General features: G+C 74.3%; 25 protein-coding genes. 10 read left to right on the forward strand and 15 right to left on the reverse strand.

The features are described 5' to 3' along the window. Window positions 1-6 precede the first annotated feature (6 nt). From ACNHYB_RS02815 to ACNHYB_RS02840, 6 genes are all read right to left on the reverse strand, one after another. The gene (locus tag ACNHYB_RS02815) at window positions 7-999 is read right to left on the reverse strand and encodes a diacylglycerol/lipid kinase family protein (RefSeq protein WP_418276856.1); all 993 of its coding nucleotides are present in this window, start codon (window positions 997-999) and stop codon (window positions 7-9) included. A 38-nt stretch (window positions 1,000-1,037) separates the two neighbouring features. Continuing rightward, the gene (gene tatC, locus ACNHYB_RS02820; protein WP_418276857.1) at window positions 1,038-1,811 is read right to left on the reverse strand and encodes a twin-arginine translocase subunit TatC; all 774 of its coding nucleotides are present in this window, start codon (window positions 1,809-1,811) and stop codon (window positions 1,038-1,040) included. Window positions 1,812-1,821: 10 nt separating this feature from the next. Next, window positions 1,822-2,145 carry a Sec-independent protein translocase subunit TatA gene (gene tatA, locus ACNHYB_RS02825; RefSeq protein ID WP_418276858.1) on the reverse strand — a complete coding sequence of 108 codons (324 nt, stop codon included), beginning with the start codon at window positions 2,143-2,145 and terminating at the stop codon, window positions 1,822-1,824. Window positions 2,146-2,322: 177 nt separating this feature from the next. Continuing rightward, window positions 2,323-2,685: a hypothetical protein gene (locus tag ACNHYB_RS02830; protein WP_418276859.1), complete on the reverse strand. Its 363-nt coding sequence runs from the start codon at window positions 2,683-2,685 to the stop codon at window positions 2,323-2,325. A gap of 10 nt (window positions 2,686-2,695) precedes the next feature. Further along, on the reverse strand, window positions 2,696-3,670 hold the full coding sequence (locus ACNHYB_RS02835) for a helix-turn-helix transcriptional regulator (RefSeq protein WP_418276860.1): 975 nt from the start codon (window positions 3,668-3,670) through the stop codon (window positions 2,696-2,698). Continuing rightward, complete coding sequence (locus tag ACNHYB_RS02840) at window positions 3,663-4,685, reverse strand: helix-turn-helix transcriptional regulator (protein ID WP_418276861.1); 1,023 nt, start codon at window positions 4,683-4,685, stop codon at window positions 3,663-3,665. The genes ACNHYB_RS02835 and ACNHYB_RS02840 overlap by 8 nt, the downstream gene beginning before the upstream one ends. A 74-nt stretch (window positions 4,686-4,759) precedes the next feature. Between ACNHYB_RS02840 and ACNHYB_RS02845 the strand changes: the two genes are divergently transcribed. The 8 genes from ACNHYB_RS02845 to ACNHYB_RS02880 are packed head-to-tail and all read left to right on the forward strand — an operon-like array spanning window position 4,760 to window position 10,716. Beyond that, window positions 4,760-5,902: a DUF3866 family protein gene (locus ACNHYB_RS02845; RefSeq protein WP_418276862.1), complete on the forward strand. Its 1,143-nt coding sequence runs from the start codon at window positions 4,760-4,762 to the stop codon at window positions 5,900-5,902. Continuing rightward, window positions 5,899-6,618, forward strand: a complete 720-nt coding sequence (locus ACNHYB_RS02850) for a DUF4129 domain-containing protein (RefSeq protein WP_418276863.1) — start codon at window positions 5,899-5,901, stop codon at window positions 6,616-6,618. Before ACNHYB_RS02845 ends, ACNHYB_RS02850 begins: the two co-directional genes overlap by 4 nt. Continuing rightward, a complete protein-coding gene (locus ACNHYB_RS02855) occupies window positions 6,615-7,097 on the forward strand; it encodes a hypothetical protein (protein ID WP_418276864.1) in 483 nt (160 codons plus the stop codon). Before ACNHYB_RS02850 ends, ACNHYB_RS02855 begins: the two co-directional genes overlap by 4 nt. Further along, window positions 7,094-8,080, forward strand: a complete 987-nt coding sequence (locus tag ACNHYB_RS02860; RefSeq protein ID WP_418276865.1) for an AAA family ATPase — start codon at window positions 7,094-7,096, stop codon at window positions 8,078-8,080. The genes ACNHYB_RS02855 and ACNHYB_RS02860 overlap by 4 nt, the downstream gene beginning before the upstream one ends. Then, a complete protein-coding gene (locus tag ACNHYB_RS02865; RefSeq protein ID WP_418276866.1) occupies window positions 8,077-9,474 on the forward strand; it encodes a DUF58 domain-containing protein in 1,398 nt (465 codons plus the stop codon). Before ACNHYB_RS02860 ends, ACNHYB_RS02865 begins: the two co-directional genes overlap by 4 nt. Then, the gene (locus tag ACNHYB_RS02870; protein ID WP_418276867.1) at window positions 9,471-9,728 is read left to right on the forward strand and encodes a hypothetical protein; all 258 of its coding nucleotides are present in this window, start codon (window positions 9,471-9,473) and stop codon (window positions 9,726-9,728) included. Before ACNHYB_RS02865 ends, ACNHYB_RS02870 begins: the two co-directional genes overlap by 4 nt. Further along, window positions 9,659-10,036 carry a hypothetical protein gene (locus ACNHYB_RS02875; protein ID WP_418276868.1) on the forward strand — a complete coding sequence of 126 codons (378 nt, stop codon included), beginning with the start codon at window positions 9,659-9,661 and terminating at the stop codon, window positions 10,034-10,036. The genes ACNHYB_RS02870 and ACNHYB_RS02875 overlap by 70 nt, the downstream gene beginning before the upstream one ends. Next, window positions 10,033-10,716 carry a GNAT family N-acetyltransferase gene (locus ACNHYB_RS02880; RefSeq protein ID WP_418276870.1) on the forward strand — a complete coding sequence of 228 codons (684 nt, stop codon included), beginning with the start codon at window positions 10,033-10,035 and terminating at the stop codon, window positions 10,714-10,716. The genes ACNHYB_RS02875 and ACNHYB_RS02880 overlap by 4 nt, the downstream gene beginning before the upstream one ends. Before the next feature lie 59 nt (window positions 10,717-10,775). Here the strand turns inward: ACNHYB_RS02880 and ACNHYB_RS02885 are convergent, their stop codons facing one another. The 3 genes from ACNHYB_RS02885 to ACNHYB_RS02895 are packed head-to-tail and all read right to left on the reverse strand — an operon-like array spanning window position 10,776 to window position 13,427. Beyond that, window positions 10,776-11,510 carry a hypothetical protein gene (locus tag ACNHYB_RS02885; RefSeq protein ID WP_418276871.1) on the reverse strand — a complete coding sequence of 245 codons (735 nt, stop codon included), beginning with the start codon at window positions 11,508-11,510 and terminating at the stop codon, window positions 10,776-10,778. A gap of 28 nt (window positions 11,511-11,538) precedes the next feature. Beyond that, window positions 11,539-12,816, reverse strand: a complete 1,278-nt coding sequence (locus tag ACNHYB_RS02890) for an MFS transporter (protein ID WP_418276872.1) — start codon at window positions 12,814-12,816, stop codon at window positions 11,539-11,541. Beyond that, a complete protein-coding gene (locus tag ACNHYB_RS02895) occupies window positions 12,813-13,427 on the reverse strand; it encodes an ArsR/SmtB family transcription factor (protein ID WP_418276873.1) in 615 nt (204 codons plus the stop codon). Before ACNHYB_RS02895 ends, ACNHYB_RS02890 begins: the two co-directional genes overlap by 4 nt. Before the next feature lie 49 nt (window positions 13,428-13,476). Between ACNHYB_RS02895 and ACNHYB_RS02900 the strand changes: the two genes are divergently transcribed. Beyond that, window positions 13,477-14,157, forward strand: coding sequence for an IMPACT family protein (locus ACNHYB_RS02900; RefSeq protein ID WP_418276874.1), 681 nt, complete (start codon window positions 13,477-13,479; stop codon window positions 14,155-14,157). A gap of 16 nt (window positions 14,158-14,173) precedes the next feature. Here the strand turns inward: ACNHYB_RS02900 and ACNHYB_RS02905 are convergent, their stop codons facing one another. From ACNHYB_RS02905 to ACNHYB_RS02915, 3 genes are read right to left on the reverse strand one after another with little or no spacing between them, the layout of a single operon-like run. Beyond that, a complete protein-coding gene (locus tag ACNHYB_RS02905; RefSeq protein ID WP_418276875.1) occupies window positions 14,174-15,580 on the reverse strand; it encodes a UTP--glucose-1-phosphate uridylyltransferase in 1,407 nt (468 codons plus the stop codon). Between the two features lie 53 nt (window positions 15,581-15,633). After that, entirely contained in the window at window positions 15,634-16,254 is a 621-nt protein-coding gene (locus ACNHYB_RS02910) for an L-threonylcarbamoyladenylate synthase (protein WP_418276876.1), read from the reverse strand. Window positions 16,255-16,258: 4 nt separating this feature from the next. After that, on the reverse strand, window positions 16,259-17,242 hold the full coding sequence (locus ACNHYB_RS02915) for a threonine ammonia-lyase (protein WP_418276877.1): 984 nt from the start codon (window positions 17,240-17,242) through the stop codon (window positions 16,259-16,261). A 91-nt stretch (window positions 17,243-17,333) separates the two neighbouring features. Between ACNHYB_RS02915 and ACNHYB_RS02920 the strand changes: the two genes are divergently transcribed. Further along, window positions 17,334-18,257 (forward strand): LysR family transcriptional regulator, encoded by a 924-nt coding sequence (locus ACNHYB_RS02920; protein WP_418276879.1) that lies wholly within the window; start codon window positions 17,334-17,336, stop codon window positions 18,255-18,257. A 51-nt stretch (window positions 18,258-18,308) separates the two neighbouring features. Here the strand turns inward: ACNHYB_RS02920 and ACNHYB_RS02925 are convergent, their stop codons facing one another. The 3 genes from ACNHYB_RS02925 to ACNHYB_RS02935 form a co-directional block, all read right to left on the reverse strand. Next, window positions 18,309-18,905, reverse strand: coding sequence for a QsdR family transcriptional regulator (locus ACNHYB_RS02925; protein ID WP_418276880.1), 597 nt, complete (start codon window positions 18,903-18,905; stop codon window positions 18,309-18,311). A 61-nt stretch (window positions 18,906-18,966) separates the two neighbouring features. After that, entirely contained in the window at window positions 18,967-20,793 is a 1,827-nt protein-coding gene (locus ACNHYB_RS02930; protein WP_418276881.1) for an ABC transporter ATP-binding protein, read from the reverse strand. Next, a complete protein-coding gene (locus ACNHYB_RS02935; protein ID WP_418276882.1) occupies window positions 20,790-22,658 on the reverse strand; it encodes an ABC transporter ATP-binding protein in 1,869 nt (622 codons plus the stop codon). Before ACNHYB_RS02935 ends, ACNHYB_RS02930 begins: the two co-directional genes overlap by 4 nt. Between the last annotated feature and the right edge of the window lie 65 nt (window positions 22,659-22,723).

A 22,723-nucleotide genomic window follows, 5' to 3' on the forward strand; every position in this document is an offset into this window, starting at 1 on the left:
GTCAGCCTACGGCGCACCCGCGGGGTTCGACGCCGCCGGGCCCGGCGGGTGCAGCAGCTGCAGGGCGCCGGGCACGGCGGTGGCGGTCAGGGGTGCGCCGGGCAGGGGTTCGCCGTCGCCGTGCGCGACGGGCAGGGCGGTGCCGTCGACGGTGACCTCGCGGGCGCGCAGCACGTGCACGTCGCGGCGGCGGGTGTGCCGTCCGGTGAACATGGCCGGGAAGATGGTGGCCGCTGCGGTGCGGGTGAGCACGGGGGCGACCAGCACGTCGAGGAGGCCGTCGTCGGCGACGGCGTCGGGTGCCACGCGGATGCCGCCGCCGATGCGGGAGATGTTGGCGGCGGTGACCATGGCGGCGCGCCCGGTCCAGGTGAACTCCTCGCCGGTGCGGGTCAGGTGCAGGCCGCCGTCGTCGGTCAGGCCGGTGAACCGCAGCGTGTACTCCCAGGCGCGGAACGCGGCGATCTCGGCGAGCGCGGCCAGGGTGTAGCGGCTGGGTCCGCGCCAGCGCAGGGTGTTGGCGCGGGCGTTGACGGCGGCGTCGAGCCCGGCGGACACCGCCCCGGCGACCCAGCGGGCCTCGCCGCTGGTCGAGGTGACGCGGATGGCGTCCACGGGGCGGGTGCTGGCCCGGTGCAGCGCGCTGGTCAGGCCTCTCAGGGCGGCGTCCCGGTCGCTCGGGGGCAGGTGGGTGGCGGCGGCGAAGTCGTTGCCGGTGCCGACCGCGACGACGCCGAGGGCCACGGGTGTGCCGGCGACGGCCTGGACGCCCAGGTGGACCATGCCGTCGCCGCCGACGACGACGAGCGCGTCCAGGCCTGTCGCGGCGGCCAGGTGCCGGGCCGCGTCGGGGGCGTCGACGCCGGACAGGTCGACGACGTCGTGCCCGGCCGTGCGCAGCGCGACCGCGACCCGGGCTCCGGCAGCCCGGCCGCGTCCGCCGCCGGCGGTCGGGTTGACGGCCAGCCCGACGCGGTGCAGGCGGCCGGTGGCGTTCACCGCATGTCCCTCACCGGGGTCTGCTGGCTCCGGGCGGGTCACTCGGTGGCGGCGACGCGACGCCGGGCCGCTCGCCGGTCGTGCCAGAAGCACAGGGCGGTGGCGACGAAGTACAGCACGCACAGCGGTGCGGCCAGCCCGAACATGCTCATGACGTCGAGGGTCGGGGTGACCATCGCGGCGAACACGAAGGAGATGAGCACGGCCCAGCGCCAGCCCGCCAGCCAGGTGCGGGCCGACACCACGCCCATGAGGTTGAGGACCACCATGAACACCGGCACGAGGAACGCGATGCCGCACGCCAGGATGAGTCGCATGACGAAGCTCAGGTACATCTGAGCGCCGACGAGGTTGGAGCTGCCCTCGGGGACGAACGAGTTGAGGACCTCCACCACGTAGGGCAGCACGTACCAGGCCAGGGCGGCACCGGAGAGGAACATCGGCACCGCTGCGGCGAGGAACCCGTACACGTACTTGCGTTCGTCGCGGGTCAGGCCCGGGTTGACGAACGCGAAGACCTGGTAGAGCCACCACGGGCTGGACACGATGACGCTGAGGAACAGCGCCACCTTGAAGTGGATGTCGATGGCGGTGGCCACGCCGTCGAAGTTCAGCCCGATGAGGGCGCCGCGCTCCTCGGAGGCGGCCTGCAGCGGGTCGACGAGCGCCTCGAGCAGCGGGTCGTAGAGGATCCAGCCGAGGATCGCCCCGAGCAGCAGGCCGATCGCGATGCGCACGACCCGCTTGCGGATCTCGACCAGGTGCTCGCGCAGCGGCATGCGCCCCTCGGGATCCCGGGGGGTGCGGGACATGGCGGCTACCTCAGCTGGTCGAGGTGGGCGAGCCCGACTGGGCGCTGCTGTCGCCGGCCGGGGCGCCCGGGTCCTGGACGGGCCGTGCGGTGGGCTGCTGCGTCGTGGGCTGTGCGGCCGGGGGCGCCTGCTGCGCCGTGGGTGCGGCGGGAGCCTGCGGCGTGGCCGCCGGGGTGTCGTCGGAGTCGTCGCGGAGGTCCTTGACCTCCTTCTTGAAGATCTTCAAGGAGGACCCGACGCTGCGGGCGACGTCCGGCAGGCGCTTCGCCCCGAACAGGACGATGACCAGGACGATCAGGGCGACGAGGACGACGGGGTTCTCGAGGATTCTCACGGCCTTCAACTCCACGCTGGTTCGCTACGCCCGTGCGGACGCTCGCAGTCAGTGTAGGGCGCCGCAGGCGCCGACCGGAACAGTTCGGACGATTCCGTGCAGGACAGGACGACGCAGGACGTCGGACGTCGGCGAGGTCGTCGGACGTCGGTCGTCCGCTCGCATGGTCCACCGAAGTCACGGGGTGCGGGAGCGATCGGCGCGCCGGCGCTCCAACCAGGTCGTCGCAGCCCACTCGCGCCACCGCACCGCCTGCACGGCCCGACGCCGGCCACGACGCTGCCAGCGTTCGTGCCGCAGGCCCGCCACACGGGCGTGCAGCTCGGCACGGTCGTCGAACATCGTCGCGGTCACCGGGCGGCGCTCCTGCTCCGCACGTGCCAGCACCTCGCTCAACCGCTGCGAGGCGTCCGCCCACACCTGCCCGGCACGGCCCGCCTCGCGCAGCAGCTCCAGGCCGGCGCGCACCACCCGCCAGGCGACCCACGCCAGGAACACCAGCGCACCCAGCGCCAGCAACGTCCACACCCATCCCCACACGACGGCCAGCCTACGACGCGTCGTAGACGTCGAGCGCGCTGCGCGCCGCCTGCGCGACGTCCACGGCGACGTCCACGGGGTCCACCGCCAGGACGTCCGGGGCGTTCGTCAGCAGCAGCCGCGCCAGCCACGCCGGGTTCGTCACCCGCAACCGCACCTCGAAGGACCCGTCCGGCAGGTCCGCGACCTGCTCCACCGGCACCTCCTCGGCGATCCAGCGCGCCGTGGAGGCCAACCGCAGCGTCACCACCCGCGGGGAACGGGACGCCTGGGAGGCCACCTGCGCGAACACGTCCGACTCGTCGCCGTCCGGATGCTCCACCACCGCCACGTCGCTCACCGTCACCTGCAGCACCCGGTCCAGGCGGAACGTGCGCCGCCCACCCGCCCGATGGCACCAGCCCACCAGGTAGGTGGCGTCCGACTGCGTGACCAGCCGCCACGGGTCCACGTCACGCTCGCTCGTGGCGTCCGCCGCGTCCACGTACCGCAACCGCACGCGCCGCCCCCCGGCCAGCGCCCGCGTCAGCTCACCCACCACCCGCGCGTCCTCGTCGCCACCGAGACGCACGTCCACGGCGCTCGCGGCCTCGCCGGTGGCGGCGCTCAGCTTGCTCAGGGCGGACGCGACGACGCCGGCGCGGGCGTCGTCGGCCTGCACGGCCGGGGTCGTGCTCATCGCGCGCAGCGCCGCCACCAGGGCGACCGCCTCCCGGGTGCCCAGGCGCAGCGGACGGGTCAGGCCGCGACCCTGGGTGAGGTTGACCAGCCCCTCGTCCAGGGAGAAGGCGTCGAAGTCGATGAGGTCGTCGGGCATGTAGCCGGGGGTGCCGGTCACCCACAGGGCGTCGATGTCCTCGCGGATGCGCGCCGGGGACACGGCGAACCGGCGCGCCAGGTCCTCCACGCCCACCGGCCCCGCACCGTCGAGGTAGGCGACGATCCCCAGCAGCCGGACCAGCCGGTCGTCGGCACGCTCAGCCACGGCTGCTCCTGACGTCCAGCGCCGCGGCCGCGCGCAGCCTGCGCAGCACCTCCGCGCGCAGCTCCGCCGGGGCCAGGACCACGACCGCGTCCGCGTAGCCGGCGACCTCGTCCGCCATCGACGTCAACGACCGGAACGGCACCACGACACGGTCCCGGTCCGCCAGCGTGGCCGGCAGGTCCGCGCCGGGCTCGCGCACGTCCAGGGCGCGGGCCCGCAGCGCCGTCGCCCGCTCCGGGACGACGGCGAGGTGCGCCGAACGCTCCCGCCCCACCCCGGCGCCCAGCGCCGCGTCCACGTCCACCCGGTCCGGGATGTCGTACGCACCCCCTGGTCCCTCCAGCCGCACCCGTCCCTCGATGCGCGACAGCCGGAAGATGCGCACCGCACCACGGTCCAGGTCGTGCCCGACGACGTACCAGCCGCCCCCGCGCGCCGCGATGCGCCACGGCTCCACCGTGCGCGCACGCACCTGCCCCGAGTTCGCCGCCCGGTACCGGAACGACACCCGACGCCGCTCCGAGACGGCCTCCAGCAGCGGACCGTACGCGTCGCCCGCCGCGCGCACCCGCGGCGCCAACCCCGCGACAGCGTCGTCCGCAGCATCCCCGGCACCCGCCGCCGCCAGCTTCGTCAACGCCCGCGACATGTCCGTGCGCAACGTCTTGTCCGACCACAGCTGCGCCGCCAACGCCACCACACCCAGCTCCGCCGGCGTCAGGTCCACCGGCCCCAACGCGTACGCGTCGTTGTCGATCCGGTACCCGACCTCGTCGCTGTGCCCCGAACCCTCCACCGTCACGATCGGCACGCCCAACGCCCGCAACGAGTCCTTGTCCCGCTCGAACATCCGCTCGAACGCCTCGGTGGACGGCGCCGCGTCATACCCGTGCACGCTCGAGCGCACCTGCTGCTTCGTCATCGCCACCGACGTGTTCACCAGGGCGATGACAAGATTCAGCAGCCGCTCGTCAGGACGCGTCGGGATCCCGCCCGACTCCAAGCCACCAGCCATCGGAACCCACCGTAGTGCCCGGTAACCTCTGACGGGTGACGACAGGGCCGAGCACACCATCACACCGCACCGACGTGACCTGGCGGACCGGGACCGTCACCGCCCGCGGACGCACCTGGCACGGTGCCCGCGAGCTCACCGTCCACCTCGACCAGCCGCTGCCCGGCCCCGAAGCCCGCACAGAGGTCCGCGCCCTGGCCTACACCAGCCTCCTCGCCGACCCCGACGTCGGCCACCGCCTCGCCCTCAACGTCTCCGCCCTCGCACGCGGCCTCGGCACCGGCGGCTACGCCCTCGCCGTCGCCCCCCTCGACACCACCACCCTGCCCGCCGACCCCCCACCCGGACCCGGCCACCTCGTCAAGGCCCGCTACACACCCCTGCAAGCCCTCGTCCTCGGCGTCGACGAACAAGAGTCCCCCCACCACCCCGCGCTCCAGGACGCCGACGACCTCGCCCAGCTCCCCGTCGTCGTCGCCGACCTCCACTCCGCCCTGCCCGCCATCGTCGCCGGCGCCCGGCACGCCGCCACCCTCACCGGACGCCCCGCACCCCGCATCGCCTACGTCATGACCGACGGCGGCGCCCTGCCCGCCGCGTTCTCCCGCACCATCGCCACCCTTCGCGAGCACGACTGGCTCACCGCCACCATCACCGTCGGACAAGCCTTCGGCGGCGACCACGAAGCCGTCACCGTCCACACCGGACTCCTCGCCGCACGACACGTCGTCGCCGCCGACCTCGTCATCGTCGCCCAAGGCCCCGGCAACCTCGGCACCGGCACCCGCTGGGGCTTCTCCGGCGTCGCCGCCGGCGAAGCCCTCAACGCCACCGCCACCCTCCACGGCCGACCCGTCGCCTCCCTGCGCGTCTCCGGCGCCGACGCCCGCGACCGCCACCTCGGCATCTCCCACCACTCCCTGACCGCCTACGGACGCGTGGCGCTCGCCGGCGCCGACGTCCCCCTGGCCGTCCCCACCCCCGACGTCGAGAACCTGCCCGGCTGGGGCCCCGACCTCACCCACCGCATCCGCCGGCAGGCCCGCACACTTCCCGCACGCCACCAGCTCGTCGAGATCCCCGCCGACCACGACCTCCTCACCGCCCTGCGCGCCAGCCCCGCACCCCTGTCCACCATGGGGCGCGGCCTCGACGACGACCCCGCCGCCTTCGTCACCGCCGCCGTCGCCGGCATCCACGCCCAGAGGAACCCATGAGCACCCGGGACCGCACCCTGCACCCCGCCGTCCTCACCACCACCCTCCTGCTCGTCGTCCTCGGAGCAGCCACCGCCACCACCTGGCACGTCGAGCTCCCCGCCTGGACCTTCGGCGGCACACCCCCCGAGAACGAGCTCGCCACCACCGAACCCGCCCCACCACCCCCACCACCCGAACCCGCCGAACCCCCCGACAGCACCACCCTCGCCACCGTCCTGCTCGTCCTCGCCGCCCTCGCCGTCGCCGCCCTGCTCTGGTACGTCGCCCGCAAGATCGTCACCGCCGTGCGCGCCGTGCCCGACCAGACCGTCGCCCCCGACGAGCTCGACACCGGCGAAGGACTCACCACCGAGCACCGCGCCACCCTCCCCGTGCCCGAGCTCGCCGACGCCGTCACCCGCGCCCTCGCCCACCTCGACCACGCACGCACCCCCACCGACGGCGTCGTCGCCGCCTGGATCGCCCTCGAGGACGCCGCCGCCGAGCACGGCACCCACCGCGACCCCGCCCAGACCACCACCGAGTTCACCCACGACATCCTCACCACCACCCCCGCACCACCCACCCACCTCGACACCCTGCGCCGCCTCTACCAGCAGGCCCGGTTCGCCCACCAGCGGGTCGACGACGACGACGTCGACCACGCCCGCACCGCACTCGTCGCCATCGCCCGCAGCCTCGACGACGCACCCCCACCGGACCGAGCCCCATGACCCGCCGCCACCTCCCCGCCGCCCTCACCCTCCTCGTCGCCCTCGCCCTCGCCGCCACCGACGCCGTCGACCCCGTCCACGCCCTGACGCTCGCCGCAGCCCTCCTCGCCTGCCGGCACGCCTGGAAAGCCCTCGACGACGGCCGACAAGCACGCTGGCCCGCCCCACCCGCCGAACAACGCCACGGCGCCCGCGAGGACGTCACCGACCTCGGCTGGGCCGCCTTCACCCGCGACGGCCGCGTCTCCACCCGCGTCACCCGCCGCGTCCACGCCCTCGCCACCCACCGCCTCGCCGCGCACGGCGTCCACCTCGACGACCCCACCCACCACCACGCCGCCGCCCAGCTCCTCGGCGCCGACGTCCTCGACGGCATCCGCTCCCGCCGACCACCCACCGCGCGCACCCTGCACCACTGGCTCGACGCCATCGACCACCTCACCCCCGACACCCAGCGCACCGGAAGGCCCCGCCGATGACCGCCACCCCCACCGAACCGCTGAACCCCACCGCCGTCGCCCACCACGCCACCACCGTCCTCGACGAGATCGCCACCGCCGTCGTCGGCATGCGCGAGAGCCTCGAGCTGGCGCTCGCGGCGGTCCTCGCCGGCGGGCACGTGCTCTTCGAGGACGTGCCCGGGCTGGGCAAGACCCTGGCGGCCCGGTCGCTGGCGACGGCGCTGGGACTGGACTTCGCGCGCCTGCAGTGCACCCCGGACCTGCTGCCCAGCGATGTCACGGGATCCAGCGTGTTCGACCCGACGACGCGCGAGTTCGTGTTCCGGCCAGGTCCGGTGTTCACCGGGCTGTTCCTCGCGGACGAGATCAACCGCACCGCACCCAAGACGCAGTCGGCGCTGCTGGAGGCGATGGCCGAGCGGCAGGTCAGCGCGGAGGGTGTCACCCGCCCGCTCCCCCGCCCGTTCCACGTCGTGGCCACGTCGAACCCGGTGGAGTACGAGGGCACGTACCCGCTGCCCGAGGCGCAGCTGGACCGGTTCATGGTGCGGCTCGCCGTCGGCTACCCGGACGCCGAGCAGGAGCGTGACGTGCTGATGCGTCGCGTGGCCCGGCGTGCCGAGGCCGCGCCGGTGCGCACCGTCGTCGACGCACCGACGGTGCTCGCGATGCAGGCGGGGGTCGAGGCCGTCGAGGTGGACCCCGACGTCGCCCGCTACTGCGTCGACCTCGCTGCGGCCACCCGCGAGCACGCCTCGATCGAGGTCGGCGCGTCGCCCCGCGGCTCCCAGAACCTCCTGCTGCTCGCGCGCGCCGTCGCCGTCCTGGACGGGCGTGGTTTCGTGCTGCCGGAGGACGTCAAGCGGGTGGGCGTGGCGGTGCTCGCCCACCGGCTCACCCTCACCCCCACGGCGTGGGCGTCCGCCGTGCGCCCGGAGGACGTCGTCACCGAGCTGCTGTCGACCGTCCCGGGCCCGGCGACCGTCGGGACCGCGCGGTGACGTTCGGCACGACACCGAGGGATGCTGCCCAGGTCCGCCAGGTCCGCCAGGACACGGACCCGGTGTGGCGGCGCACCCCCACGGGCGCGATCGGCCTCGGGACGGGCGTCGTCGTGCTGGCGGTCGGGCTGCTGGTCGGGCGGGCGGACGTCGCGCTGCTGGGGGTGCCGCTGGTGCTGGGCGCGGCGTGGACCGGTCGCCCTGGTGCACCCGGTGCCCGGGTGGCGACCCGCGAGACGACCGTGCGGCTCACCACCGCCGACGGGCCGGTGGTGCCGGGCACCCTTGCCGCGGTCCTGGAGGTGGACCCGCCCGGGGAGGCGGAGACGCTGCAGGTCCGGGTGGCGGCTCCGGGGCACCGGACGGTCGACCTCGTGGTGGCGGCCGCACCCCGCCGGCTGGACCTGCGGCTGGCGACGGTCCGCACCGGTCCCCAGCCGACGTTCGTGGCGGACGCCCGCGGATACGGTCCGGGAGGCGCCACCGCCGAGGACCCGATCCGGGTCGGTGCGCCGGAGAGCCTCGTGCTCCCCGCGACGATGCCGCTCGGGCGTGTGCCCCTGCCGTCCCGGCTGCGCGGCCTGACGGGCCCCCACGTCTCACGCCGCCTCGGCGACGGCGGAGACCTGCGGGACGTGCACCCGTTCACCCCGGGAGACCGGCTGCGCCGCATCGACTGGCGGACCACCGCACGCCGTTCCCCCGACCTCGACGAGCTGTACGTCCGACGCACCTACTCCACGGCCGAGGCGACGACGATCCTCGTCCTCGACTCCCGGGACGACGTCGGCCCGGACCTGCGGACCTGGCGGGGCCACGGCGCCCGGCGGATCGACGAGCCGACCTCGCTCGACCTGGCACGGCACGCCGCCGCCTCCGTGGCGAAGGCGGTCGTCGACGCCGGGGACCGTGTCGGCCTGGAGGACCTCGGCCGTCGTCGCCGTCCGCTGCCGGCGGCGGGCGGGCGCCGGCAGCTGCGGCGGCTGCAGCACGGCCTCGCGATGACCAGCCCGTTGGGGTCCCCGCAACGCCGGCTGCGACCACCCCAGCTGCCGGCCGACGCGATCGTGTACCTGTTCAGCACCCTGCTCGACGACGAGTCCCTGCACCTGGTGCGGACCTGGCGCGAGGAGGGGCACCGGGTCGTCGTGGTCGACACCCTGCCGGCGGTCCGTCCCGTGGCCGAGGAGCACCTGCGCATCGCCTGGCGGGTCACCTCGATGGAACGCGACGACAGGATCGCCCAGATGGCGGCGGAGGGAGTCCTCGTGGTGCCGTGGACCGGTACCGAGAGGTCCCGGGCCCGCGCCCGGTTCGAGGCGAAGGTCCGCGCGGACGAACGCCACCACGCGGCACCGGTCAGGTTGTCCGGGACGACGGGAGCCCACCGATGAGGCTGGTCGCCGAGATCGTGGACCTCCGGCGCCGGCGGCTGGAACGGCCGCTGCCCGTCGTCGAGGTCGACGCCGGACCGGTCGTGGGCGGATGGGTGCTGCGCCTCCTCGCGCCGGCGGCCGTCGCAGCCCTGCTCCTGCTGACAGGGCTGCGCGTCGGCCTGATGCCGGGGGGGTCGGAGCGGTGGCGGCAGCCTTCGCCCTGTGGGTCGCGCTCCGGCGAGGCCCGGCGGCCCCGCACCTCGCCGTGCTGATCGCGGCCCTGACGATGATCGGCGCGCCGTCCGCGCCCTTCGACGCCGCCGTGCTGGGCCTGGCGCCGCTCGGCCTCATGGCGGTGCGCCTCACCTGGTGGGCCGAGCACGTCGGTCGACGCACCAGGGTGGAGACGGCCGCCCTGTGGCACGTCGCCCGCCGGGACCTGACCATCACGGCGGTGACGCTGGCCGTCGGCGGTGCCGGGTGGCTCGCCAGCGGGTTCGCCGTGGGAGGCCTGGTGGTCCTCGGGGCCGCGGCCCTGCTGACGCTCGCGACACTCCTGCTGCGAGGATCTCCCTCATGACCGATCTCGTCGTCCGCCCCTATCGACCCTCCGACCGGGCCGCCGTCGGCGAGGTGTGCGTGCGCACCGCGGCAGCGGGCGGTGACGCCCGCGGCGTGTACTCCGACGACTCGCTGATGCCGGACGTCTACGCCCTGCCCTACGTCGACCACGCTCCCGAGGTCGCGTTCGTCGTCGTGGACCCGTCGACGACGCCACCGGTCGACGGCGGGGACGCGGTGCTCGCCGTCGACGACGGGCTCGCCGTCGGGTACGTGCTCGCAGCACCCGACACGGTCGAGTTCGTGCGGTGGTGGCAGCAGGAGTGGACACCCGGGTTCGTGGAACGGCACCCGCGGCCGGGGCCGACGCCGGCCGCCCCGTCGTACTCGGAGGCCGACCTCCTGCGCGACGGTGCGGACCCCACGCGCATGCTCCGGGGCATCTCGACGGCGGAGCTCACGGCGTACCCGGCGCACCTGCACATCGACCTGATCCCCCGCGCCCAGGGACGTGGGCTCGGTCGACGGCTCGTGGCCGTGCTGTGCGCCGCGCTCGCCGACCGCGGCGTCGCCGGTGTCCACCTGGGCCACGACCCCGCGAACACCGGTGCGCGTGCGTTCTACGACCGGCTCGGCTTCGTCGAGCTGCCGTTCCACCGGCCGGACGCCCCTCTGCTCGGCCTCCCGACGTCGGGCTGACCTCTCCGGTCTCTGCTCGTGTTGGGGGGTTGAACTTGGTGTCGTGCGCGCTTGGCACACTATTTATTGTCTGACGGCGGCTGGAGGGCGACGCCGCGATCCGGCACTCCTGCGTCGGTCCAGGCTCGGCGCACCTGCTCGAACCGTGTGGGCAGTGGCGGCCTCGTCGCCCCGTACCTCGCGTTCGTGCGCAGGGTGAAACGGCGCCAGGACAGCACGAGCCCCTGCCGGGTGATCGGCAGGCCGCTCGACACCGTCGTGCCGTTGTCGTGGGTGTGGTGCACCGTCAGGAGCAGCGCTCGCGGCACGGACCCCTCGAGGTCGGCTGCCAGCTCCGTGCGCACCACCATCCAGTGCCGCAGCACGACCACGACGTCCCCGGGGAGGCGATGCCGGCGCACCTGGCGGTGCTTGCCGTGCCGCACCACGACGCTCCCCTCCCCCGTCGGTCGCACGCCACCCACACGGCCTCTGGTCGCGTCCGCGGGAAGGTCCAGGTCCTCCGCACGGACCCGCAGGAGGTCCCCGTAGCGGGCGCCCGTGGACCGCGTGAGGCCGGCGATCACGGCGAGGCGCACGATCTCCGGCTTGCCACCCGGGCGCAGCGCCTCCACCGAGAGCTGGCGCCACACCCACTCGGCCTCGTCGAGGGTGACCGTGGGGCGTGGATAGCGGGCCGCGGGGCCCTCAGGGCCCACGGGTGCATCTTCGGCGACATCTTCGGGTCCGGTCGTGGGCCCGGTGCCGGGTCGACGGCTGGGTTCAGGGCTGGGGTCGGAGTCGTGGCCGGTCATGGGCTCATTCTGGCGCTTGGCACACTATTTAGCCTCCGACGTCGTCGGCGTGTCTCAACCTGCCGGGCCATCTCACCATCGCCGTCGCGCCGGCCGCCAGGACCGCCGCCACCACGAGCAGTCCCGTCGCGACCGACGTCGACTGCGCCAGCGCACCCACGCCGACGCCCACGACGGCTCCCCCGAGCTGCAGCGCCGTGGAGGACACCGACAGGACGGTCGTCCGCTCGGTCGCCGTCACCGCACGGTGCGTGAGGTCGTCGACCAGCGGTCCCGCGACGCCGAGCAGCAGGTAGAACGCGACGAACGCCGCCGCCGCGACACCGAGCACGGGGACGGCCACCGCCCCCAGCGCCAGCGCGGCGGCGAGGGAGGCGAACAGCACGGCGCGCGGCGAGCTGCGCAGCAGCCGTGCGCAGGCAGGAGCCAGCGCCGACCCGGCTGCCGACCCGGCGAACCCGGCGGTGACGAGCACCGAGTACGCCGTCGCCGCGCGAGCCTCGCCACCGAGCATCTCCGCGAAGCTGATCGGCGCGAGCAGCTCGATCCCCGCCAGCGCGAACCCGAGGGTGAGGGTGAACAGCACGACGCGTCGCACCGGTCCGCCCCGCAGTGCCAGCGCGAGTCCCCGGGCGATCGTCGCCGGGACGCCCGCCACCGCGGCGCGCAGCCTGGTGGGAGCCTCGCCGGACCCCTCGACGACCGGGAGCCGCTCGTCGACCCACCACCACACGGCGGCCAGGTGCACCGCCCCGACCGCCGCCGCGACGAGGAACGGCGTCGACAGCGCCACCACGACCGCGTCGTGCTCGGGGAACGGCGACACCGCGACCAGCAGGCCGGCCGTGACCGCCCCCGCGCCCAGGCCGGCCGCCTCGGCGGCCGCGGCCCGCGACAACGCCGGGCGCAGGTCGGTCCGCGGGTCGATGGCCAGCACGGCGTCGACGTACCAGGACTGCAGCGGGCCGGTGTCGAGCGCACGGGCGACCCCGAACACCGCGTAGGCCACCAGCAACGCGGGCACGGACGCCCCGACGGCGAACCCGAGAGCCGCCACCAGCGACAGCGCGGACGACACCAGCAGCACGGGTCGCCGCCCGACGACGTCCGCGAGGCCGCCGCTGGGCAGCTCGAGAACCAGGATCGTGACGCTGTACACCGCTCCGACCACCCCGATCGTCGCCAGGTCCAGCCCTCGCTCGCGCATCAGGAGGACCAGGACCGGCACCGCAAGACCCGTGGGGAACCAGCGCAGCGCGCTCAGCGCGACGAACCGGCGGCGGTACCGCACGGCGTCAGCGCTCACCGGTCCACCTCGGACGTGGTGTGCTGCGGGGCCGGCGGGCCCGGGTAGGCGTAGGCGAAGAACCGCACCGCGCGGGCGGCCTCGGGCCGGTCGGCGTCGTCGCGGCCGCGGGGCTCGAACGGCGCGAAGAGGTCGTAGATCCCCTGCGTGACGTGTTCGAGCTCGGCGGGAGTCAGCCAGGCGACGACGTCGGTGGACAGGGCGGCCCGGCGCCAGTCGGGGCTCTCGTGCGGGCGGCGGGTACGGAAGCGTCGCCACGCGTCGAAGCGGTAGCGGTCGACGGCCTCGTCGAGGGCGGCCGCGGCCGTGGCCGCCGCCGGGCTCTCCTCGTCCCAGGAGATGCCCTCCTCGCGCGACCTCCACGGGCGTTCGCGCCCGTGACCGCCCGGCGCGGGGCGCACGTGCCCGTACCGGGCGAGCTGACGCAGGTGGTAGGAGCAGTTCGCGGGGCTCTCCCCCAGGCGGGCCGCGCACTGGGAGGCCGTCAGCGGCCCCTCGGCGAGCAGGTCCAGCAGCGCGAAGCGCACGGGGTGGGCCAGCGCGCGCAGCTCGCGCGGGTCGGTGATCTCCCGCACGGGCCACGGCAGGCGGGGTTCGTCCTGAGGTTCCACCCGTCGAAAGTACTCTTTCGAAAGAATTCTTTCAACATAGGATGATCGGGTGCCGTCCGACCACCCACGCCCCCTGCCCCGCGCTCTCGCCGCCACGGTCGACCACGAGATCGTCGTCAAGCGTTCCCGGTTCCTCGCCTCGGTCGTCCCCGCCCGGTCGTCCGCCGAGGCCGAGGCCGTCGTCGCCGCGCGGCGCCGCGAGCACTGGGGCGCCCGTCACCACTGCGTCGCCGTGGTGCTCGGTCCGCACGGTGAGGCCCGGCGGTCCTCGGACGACGGCGAGCCGTCCGGGACCGCAGGCACGCCGATGCTGGACGTGCTGCGCCATCGTGACGTCACCGACGTCGTCGCCGTCGTCACCCGCTACTTCGGGGGCGTCCTGCTGGGGACGGGAGGGCTCGTGCGTGCCTACGCGGGAGCCGTCGCGGGGGCGTTGGACGAGGCGGACGGACGCGGTCTGCTCCGTGTGCGCCGCCACCTGACCGAGGTGGGCGTGACCGTGTCCCACGCCGACGCCGGACGCGTGGAGCACCTCCTGCGCGAGTGGGCGTCGCGCCACGACGCCGTGCTAAGTCCGACCACCTACGCCGAGCTCGCCCGGCTGGAGCTCCTCGTGGACGCCGGCGACCTCGAGGAGCTCCGCACCGAGGTGGCCGCCGCGTCGGCGGGCACGCTGAGGGTCGACGTCGGCGCGGTGCGCGTCGTCACGACGACGCCCCGCACCCCGTGACGGTCCCCGAGGTCGGTCAGCCGATCCCGTCCGCCGTGACCTTGGCACCGTCGGGCACCGTGCCGGTCCCCTGCTCCGGGGCCGACAGCGCGGCGTCGCCCTCCACGACGACGTCGGCACCGAACGTCCAGTCCCCCTCGACCGTCAGGCCGGCGGCGCCCCGCAGCGAGGGCGGTCCTGCCGGGAAGCGCGCGTCGAAGCCGGAGATCGTCTTGTAGGTCTTCGAGAGCTGCACGAGGGGAGCGTCGACCCGGGCCACCAGCCGGTAGTCGTCCGTGAGCTCGTACACGTCCGAGCGCAGCAGGAGCAGGTCGTTCGTCGTCTTGACCGGCAGGAACCGCTCTCGGTCCACCTCGATCGCCGTCGCCCCCTCGAAGACCGCCACGGCGGCACCCATGGCCGACTCGATCTGCACGACCTCGGGCGAGTCGGCGTTCGTGGGGTCGACCGTCTTGGAGTTGCGGATCAGGGGCAGCTCGAGCACCCCGCCGGTCCGGTCGAGCTCGGCGGCCAAGGCCTCCAGGTCGAACCAGAGGTTGTTGGTGTGGAAGTAGCGGTGGCGCTGAGGGTCGAGCGAGACGTCGACGTCGTCCGGGTGCGTCTGGGCGGTCTCGCGCTGGATGATGCGTCCGTCGGAACGACGCACCACGAGCTGGCCGCCCTTGACGTCCGCCGGGGTCTTGAGGCACATCTCGGCCGCGTACGGGGCGCCCGTGCCGGCGAACCAGGCGGCGATCCGCGCGTCGGGCGTCGCACCGAGGTTGTCCGAGTTGGACACGCACGCGTACCGGAACCCGGCGTCGAGCAGGGCACGCACCACGCCCCCGGCGTGCAGCGCCGGATACAGGTCCCCGTGCCCGGGCGGGCACCACTCCAGCGACGGGTCCGCGGGCCACTCGACGGGTTCGAGGGACTCGGCGAGCAGCTTCGGCTCGCGGTTCTGCAGGAAGTCCAGGGGCAGCCCCTCGACGACGAGGTCGTCGTAGCCCGACAGCGCCGCCAGCGTGTCGTCCTGGGTGCGGAACGAGTTCATCAGGACCAGCGGCAGCCGAGCACCGGTCGCCCGTCGCGCCGCGCGGACCTGCCCCACGATGACGTCCAGGAAGGACAACGGCTCGCCGGCGGCGCTGCGGCGCACCTCCAGCAACGACTTCGCCTGATCCATCCCCATCGAGGTGCCGAGGCCACCGTTGAGCTTGATCAGCGCCGTGCGGCCGAGCGCGTCGGCCGCCGCGGCGTCGTCGACGTCGAGGTCGGCAGCTCGCGGGAGGTCGGTCAGGGGCTCGACGTCGTCCTCGCGGACGTACCCCGAGGCGCCCTCCTCCAACAACCCGTAGAACCGGGTGAACACGTCGACGGCGGCGGGGGCGACCCCTGCCGAGCGCATCTTCTCCTGGGCCAGCTCAAGTCCACGTTCGCTCATGACCAGCACCCTAGCCGGGCACCGTGACGCGCAGGTGAACCGACCCGGTCCGCTCAGGAGAACGGTGCAGGATCACCCGCTCCGACGCGGACGACCTGCGGGTACCCGGCCGAGAAGTCCACGACCGTGGTCGGCTCGGCGACCACGTCCCCGGACTCGACGACGACGTCGACGACGTGCTCCAGGGTGTCGGCGACCTCCCAGCCCTGCGTCATCGGTTCGCTCCGGTCGGGCAGGATCAGCGTCGAGCTGAGCAGCGGCTCGCCGAGCTCGCGCAGCAGCGCCTGCACGACGCGCGAGTCGGGGATGCGCACCCCGACCGTCTTCTTCTTCGGGTGCGCGAGGCGGCGCGGGACCTCCGCCGTCGCCGGCAGGATGAACGTGTAGGGGCCGGGCGTCGCCGCCTTGATGGCGCGGAACGCCGAGTTGTCGAGCCGCACGAGCTGGCCCAGGTGGGCGAAGCTCGCGCACATCAGCGTGAAGTGGTGCCGCGCGTCGAGACGGCGGATCTGCCGGATCCGTTCGGTGCCGTCGTGCTGGCCGACGCGACACCCGAGCGCGTACCCGGAGTCCGTCGGGTAGGCGACCAGCGCGCCGGCGGTCAGCTGCTCGACGACCTGCCCGACCGCGCGCGGCTGCGGGTCGACGGGATGGATCTCCACGAGGCGTGCCATGTGGTCACACTATGCCCGGCGCGACCAGGCCGCCGCAGGTCAGGGCCCGCCTGTGCTCGACGTCGGAGGCGTTGCCCCCGCTGCACATCACCGCCACGCGACGACCGGCGAAGCGGGTCGGGTGCTCCAGCACGGCGGCCAGGGCTGCCGCCCCCGCGCCCTCGGCGAGGGTGCCGGCGGCCGTGAGGTACGCGTGCTGCGCACGGACGACGGCGTCGTCGTCCACCAGCAGGAAGTCGTCGAGCCCGTGGCGCAGGATCCCCTGCGTCAGCCGGAAGCCCCGCCCGACGGCGAGTCCTTCGACCCGCGTGGTGACGGGCCGGGCGAGCAGGTCCCCGCTGCGCCAGGAGTCGTGCGCCGCTCGCGCCCCGGAGGTCTGGACCCCGATCAGCTCGACGTGCGGCGCCAGCGCCTGCACCACGAGCGAGGCCGCCGCGGCGCCGGAGCCGCCACCGACCGGGACCACGAGGACCTCGACGTCCGGCGCGTCCCGCAGGAGCTCGAGGGTGGCCGTGGCGGCGCCGGCGACCAGCGCCGGCTCGTCCGCGGCGCTGACCAGCCGGGCGCCCTGGTCGCGGGCGATCTCGGCGGCGTGCGCCGCTGCCTGCGTCAGGTCCGCTCCGTGCAGCACCACCCGGGCGTCGAGGGCACGGACCGCACGCTCCTTGAGCTCGTTGGGATCGCGCGGCATCACGATCGTGCAGTGCGCGCCCACGTGGCGTGCGGCGTGGGCGAGTGCCTGGGCGTGGTTGCCGGTCGAGTAGCCGACGACGGCGCCGGCCGGCTCCTGCAGCATGAGGTTGAGGGCGCCGCGCACCTTGAACGCGCCGGTGTGCTGAAGGTTCTCGTGCTTGACGACGATCCTGGTGGCGGCTCCCACCAGGCGGTCGAGCCCGGGGTGGACGGTCGCGGGAGTCCGCACCACCAGGTGCTCCAACCGGGCCTCGGCGGCGAGGACGTCGTCGAACGTGGGGTGCTGCGCAGTCATGGGTTCCAGCGTGGTACGGCGCCTGGCATAGGTCTAATGCCAGGTTCCGCACTCTTCCATCGCTGTCGTCGATACGTCGTAGGCTGGTCCCATGACCGAGGCACCGCCACCACCGGCCCAGCTCGACCTCACCCGCCTGCGGGTCCTCGCCGCGGTGGCCCGGACCGGCTCCGTGACGGCGGCGGCACGCGAGCTGCACTACGCCCAGCCCTCGGTCAGCCACCACCTGGCGCGGCTCGAGGCGGAGGCGGGCCTGCCGCTCCTGCAGCGGGCCGGACGCGGCGTGCGACTGACGGAGGCCGGACGCCTCCTCGCCGACCGCGCCGAGGAGATCATCGCCCGTGTGGAGGGTGCGCAGCGGGAGCTGGACGCCCTCGCCGGGCTGCGGGCCGGCCGCGCGAGGCTGGCCGCGTTCCCGTCCGCCCTCGCCACCATCGTCCCGACCGCGGTGACTCTGCTGCGCGAGGCGCACCCCGGCGTCGGCGTCGGCCTCGTGGAGGCCGAGCCCCCCGAGGCCGTGGCGGCCCTGCGGTCCGGCGAGGTGGACGTCGCCCTCATCTTCGAGCACGCCGACGTCCGGCACTCGCGCAGCGTCGACGACCTGACGCCGTTCCGGGTGACGCCCGTTCTCGACGACACGGTCCACCTCATCACCGCGCGGTCGGCCCCGGCCCCCGAGCCGCCGGCAGCGTCCCTGACCCGCCACCAGGACGACGCCTGGATCGCCGGGTGCGAGCGCTGCCGCGCCGACCTCGTCGCCCGCTGCGCCGCCGCCGGGTTCGCGCCCCGCATCGCGTTCGAGACGGACGACTACGTGGCGGTCCAGGCACTCGTCGCCGCCGGGGCCGGGGTCAGCCTGCTGCCCGGCCTCGCGCTGCGCGCCCACCAGCACCCCGACGTCGTCACCACCCCGCTGCCGGGCGCGTCACGGCAGGTGCTGGCACTCACCGTCGGCGAGCCGTCGCTGCCCGCCCGGGCGCTCGTGGACCACCTGGTGGCGGCGGGCACCGCCTGACCCTGCCGCGGCCGGGCCCGCCACGCGGGAGCCCCGCCCGTCGGATGCTGCTCAGGCCTGCAGCACCGAACGCCGCAGGCGATCCGCGAGCTCGCGGTCGGGCTCCACCCCGGCGAGCATCGACCCGAAGAGGACCGACTCCCCGATGCGGACGAGCGCGAAGGCCGCCTGGCGCGTCCCGCAGGGCAGGGGATCGAGCGTGCCGTCGTCGAGCTCGGAGGTCAGGATGTCGGTCCAGGCGGCGACCGTGCGCCGATGGACCCGTGCTGTCACCCCGAACAGGACCCGCGTGGCGTCCTCCGGCTCGGCGTCCAGGTACGCCTGCAGGGGCTCGAACGAGCCGACCTCGTCGTCGAATCGCCGAGCGACCCGGAGCACGCGGTCCACCCCGCGCAGCCCGTCCGCGTCGGCGTCGAGCCGGGCGATCTCCAGGGTGCGCCCGGCGAGCTGCCACAGCACGTCGCCGAGCAGCCGGTCCCGGCTGCCCACCACACGGTAGAGCGTGGCCCGGCTGACCCAGAGGTCCTCGGTCAGTCGGTCCATCGCGAGCGCGCCGGAGCCCATGAAGCGTCGTCGGGCGGCGCGCAGCGCGACGGGGTAGGTGATGACCCGTCCGCGGGTCGTGGGTGCTTGCTGGACGTCGACCACGATGTCGCTCCTCTCGCCGGCCGCCTCAGCATACCGGCCGGTCGGTCTGGAATCTAGTTCCTCAGATCAGGGACGCCTGCCACGCGTCGTTGAGCCTCGCGTAGTGTCCGCCCCCGGCAGCCAGGTCGCCCGGTGCTCCGTCCTCGACGACCCGTCCGTGCTCCATCACGAGCACCCGGTCGGCGATCTCCACGGTCGAGAGGCGGTGCGCGATGATGATCGCCGTGCGCCCCGCGAGCAGCGTCTGCAGACCGCGCTGCACCAGCCGCTCCCCCGGCACGTCCAACGAGCTCGTCGCCTCGTCCAGGACCAGCACCGCCGGATCCGCGAGGAACGCCCGGGCGAAGCTCACCAGCTGCCGCTGCCCGGACGACATCCGCCCGCCACGCTTGTTCACGTCCGTGGCGTAGCCGTCCGGCAGGCTCGACACGAAGTCGTGCACGCCCACCGCGCGCGCCGCGGCCTCGACCTCGGCGTCCGAGGCGTCCGGCCGACCGAGAGCGATGTTCTCCCGCACCGACCCGCTGAACAGGTACGCCTCCTGGGTCACCATCACCACGGCGCGGCGCAGGTCCTTCGTCGAGACGTCACGGACGTCCACACCGTCCAGCGCGACCACGCCGTCGCTCGCGTCGTAGAAGCGCGTGACCAGCTTGGCGACCGTCGACTTCCCGGCGCCCGTCGTGCCGAGGAGCGCCACCGTCTGGCCCGCGGGGATCGTCAGATGGAGGTCGGGCAGGACCACCGGACCGTCGCCGTACGCGAACCTGACGTGGTCCAGCACCACCTCACCGCGCGCGTGGGGCAGCGGGGTCGGGTGCTTGGGCTCCACCACGGTCGGCTCCTCCGCCAGCAGCCCCGAGACCTTCTCCAGGGCGGCGACCGCCGACTGCAGCGCGTTGTAGAACATGCCGAGCTGCTGGATCGGCTGGAAGAACCGCTTGACGTACAGCAGCACCGCGATGAGCGAACCGACCTCCATCGTGCCGCCCACCACACGCCACCCGCCCCAGGCCAGCGCGACGGCCACCGTCACGTTCCCGATGAGGATCAGCCCCGGCTGGTAGCGGCCGTTGACGCCGAAGATGCGCAGGTTCGCGTCGCGGTACTCCTCCCCCAGCCGCGAGTACTCGGCCAAGGTGGTCGGCTCACGACGGAACGCCTGCACCGCCCGCATCCCCGTCATCGTCTCGACGAACTTCACGATGAGGCGGGCGGACGCCGTGCGCTGCTCGCGGTAGTACAGCTGGGACCGGCGCTGGAACCAGCGCGTCAGGAACCAGGCGGGCACGAGCGCCGCGACGAGGATCAGGCCGGACTGCCAGTCGACCCAGAACAGGGCCGCACCGGTGAAGAGCATGAGCATGATCGAGGAGACGACGCCCGTCAGGCCGCCGTCGAACAGCTCGCGCAGCGCCTCCAGGTCCGACGTCTGCCGGCTGATCACGCGGCCCGAGGTGTAGGACTCGTGGAACTCCAGCGACAGGCGCTGCGTCTGCCGGAAGACGCGCCGCCGCAGCTCCAGCAGGACGCTCTGCGCCACCCGTGCCGCGGCGCGCACGTACGCACCGGCGCACACCCCGCCGAGGACGGCGGCGAGCACGTAGGCGACCCCGACGGCGACCAGGCGGCCCGGGTCCCCGTCGCGCAGGGCCGGCAGGGCCGTGTCGATCGCGGCCTGGACCAGCAGCGGACCCGCCACCTGCCCGGCCGTGCTCACCACGACCAGCAGACCCGCCCAGGCCAGGGCCTTCCAGCGCGGGCGCAGCAGCTGACCCAGCAGGCCCAGCGACCGGCGGCGCACCGCCGTGGAGGTCGCGGCGTCCAGGCTCGTCGCGTCGTCGGCGTCGGCACCGGTGGGGCGCCGACCGTGGTCGCGGCCCGTCATCGGGACACCTCCGTGGTCTCGTGCTCGTGGTGGTCCCAGTCGTCCTCGAGGGAGGCGATCACGTACCGGTAGTGGGCGTCGGTGGCGAGCAGCTCGCGGTGCGTCCCGACCACGGAGACGCGCCCGTCGACCAGCACGGCCACCCGGTCCGCGAGCGCCACGGTGGAGGGGCGGTGCGCGATGACGAGGCTGGTGGTGCCGGCGAGGACGTCGCGCAGGCGGGCGGTCACGGCTTCCTCGGTGCTGACGTCCAGGGCGGAGAGCGGGTCGTCGAGGACGAGGACGCGTGGCCGGGCGGCGATGGCGCGGGCGAGGGCGAGGCGTTGGCGCTGTCCGCCGGACAGGGAGAGGCCTTCCTCGCCGATGCGGGTGTCGAGACCGTGGGGCAGGTCGTGGACGAAGCCGGCCTGGGCGACGTCGAGCGCTTCGAGGAGGCGCTCCTCGCGGACGTGGTCGGGCAGGTCGTCGTCGACGCCGAGCAGGACGTTGTCGCGGACGGAGGCGGAGAACAGGGTGGGGTCCTCGAAGGCGACGGCGACGGCGCGGCGGACGTCGCTGCGTCGGGCGTGACGCAGGTCGGTGCCGTCGAGCAGGACCGCGCCGGAGGTGACGTCGTGGACGCGGGGCAGGAGCATCGCGAGGGTGGACTTGCCCGAGCCGGTGAGCCCGACGAGGGCGGTGGTGGTGCCGGCGGGCAGGGTGAGGTCGACGTGGTCGAGCACGGGTCGGTCGTCGTCCTCGTAGCGGAAGGTGACGTCCTCCAGGCGGATCTCGCCGCGCACGTGGTGCAGGTCCACGGGGTCGGTGGGGTCGGCGAGGGTGTTGGGGGTCTCCATGACCTCGAAGAAGCGGTCGATGGCGGTGCGGGCGTTGAGCGTCATGGAGAGCGTCGTGCCGAGGTCGACGACGGGGCCGTTGATGACCGCGGCGGTGAGGAAGAACGCGGCGAGCCCGCCGACGGTGATCTGCTCCTCGGAGGCGAGCCAGACGCCCAGCACGAGGCAGACGCCGAGCGTGAGCTCGGGGATGAGCTGCAGGGAGGTGGTGACGGTCGCCTGGTTGGAGGCCTTGCGGATCTCGGTGCGCTGCAGCTGTTCGGCCTGGCCGGTGAAGCTGCGCAGGGCGTCGCCGCCGCGGCCGAAGGCCTTCAGGACGCGGATGCCGTGCACCGACTCCTCGACGGTGGTGGCGAGGTCGCCGGACTGGTCCTGGGACAGGCGCGCGATGACGCGGTAGCGCCGCGAGAACCGGAAGGCGATGACGGTGACGGGGATGGCGCCGGCGAGGTAGACGAGGCCGAGCCATCCGGCGGTGGCGAGCAGGATGCCGACGCCGACGACGATGGTGATGGTGGACACGACGAGCTGGAGCAGCCCGAACACCATCCAGCGGCGCAGGAGCCCGAGGTCGCCCATGGAGCGGCTGAGGAGCTGCCCGCCGGGCCAGCGGTCGTGGAACGCGGCCGGGAGCTCCTGGAGGTGGCGGAAGAGGGTGGTGCGCAGGGCGGCCTCGACGCGGGTGCCGGGGTACATGACGAGGTTGCGGCGCAGCAGGATGAGTCCGGCCTCGGCGAGCCCGAGGGCGAGGACGGCCAGGACGGGCCACACGAGCGCCGTGCGGTCGTGGTCGGCGATCCCGGCGGCGAGCGGTCCTTCGACGAGGGTCTGCAGGACGCGAGGTATGGCCAGGGCGGCGAGGCTGGCGCCCAGGGCGGCGAAGAGCCCGCCGATGAGTGGCCACATCGCCGGGCGGACGTGGGGCAGCAGTCGCCGCACGGAGGCCAGGGTGCTCAGCTGTGAGCCGGCGGGCGTGGGGCGTTCGGACGGGGTGCGGGTGGGACTGTCGGGGTCCTTCTGGGTGGGCATCGTCGCCATTCTCTCACCACTCCCCCACATGGTTTGCCGGGCACATCGTCGCGGGGGCTGCCGGG

The organism is Isoptericola jiangsuensis (assembly GCF_048320105.1).
Taxonomy (GTDB): Bacteria; Actinomycetota; Actinomycetes; order Actinomycetales; family Cellulomonadaceae; genus Isoptericola; species Isoptericola jiangsuensis_A.

Coding starts and splice junctions, on each gene's coding strand:
- ACNHYB_RS02920 (WP_418276879.1), top strand. CDS start 17,334: ATGACCGAGGCACCGCCACCACCGGCCCAGCTCGACCTCACCCGCCTG.
- ACNHYB_RS02930 (WP_418276881.1), bottom strand. CDS start 20,793: ATGACGGGCCGCGACCACGGTCGGCGCCCCACCGGTGCCGACGCCGAC.
- ACNHYB_RS02855 (WP_418276864.1), top strand. CDS start 6,615: ATGACCCGCCGCCACCTCCCCGCCGCCCTCACCCTCCTCGTCGCCCTC.
- ACNHYB_RS02880 (WP_418276870.1), top strand. CDS start 10,033: ATGACCGATCTCGTCGTCCGCCCCTATCGACCCTCCGACCGGGCCGCC.
- ACNHYB_RS02935 (WP_418276882.1), bottom strand. CDS start 22,658: ATGCCCACCCAGAAGGACCCCGACAGTCCCACCCGCACCCCGTCCGAA.
- ACNHYB_RS02860 (WP_418276865.1), top strand. CDS start 7,094: ATGACCGCCACCCCCACCGAACCGCTGAACCCCACCGCCGTCGCCCAC.
- ACNHYB_RS02870 (WP_418276867.1), top strand. CDS start 9,471: ATGAGGCTGGTCGCCGAGATCGTGGACCTCCGGCGCCGGCGGCTGGAA.
- ACNHYB_RS02885 (WP_418276871.1), bottom strand. CDS start 11,510: ATGACCGGCCACGACTCCGACCCCAGCCCTGAACCCAGCCGTCGACCC.
- ACNHYB_RS02910 (WP_418276876.1), bottom strand. CDS start 16,254: ATGGCACGCCTCGTGGAGATCCATCCCGTCGACCCGCAGCCGCGCGCG.
- ACNHYB_RS02905 (WP_418276875.1), bottom strand. CDS start 15,580: ATGAGCGAACGTGGACTTGAGCTGGCCCAGGAGAAGATGCGCTCGGCA.
- ACNHYB_RS02915 (WP_418276877.1), bottom strand. CDS start 17,242: ATGACTGCGCAGCACCCCACGTTCGACGACGTCCTCGCCGCCGAGGCC.
- tatC (WP_418276857.1), bottom strand. CDS start 1,811: ATGTCCCGCACCCCCCGGGATCCCGAGGGGCGCATGCCGCTGCGCGAG.
- ACNHYB_RS02850 (WP_418276863.1), top strand. CDS start 5,899: ATGAGCACCCGGGACCGCACCCTGCACCCCGCCGTCCTCACCACCACC.
- ACNHYB_RS02840 (WP_418276861.1), bottom strand. CDS start 4,685: ATGGCTGGTGGCTTGGAGTCGGGCGGGATCCCGACGCGTCCTGACGAG.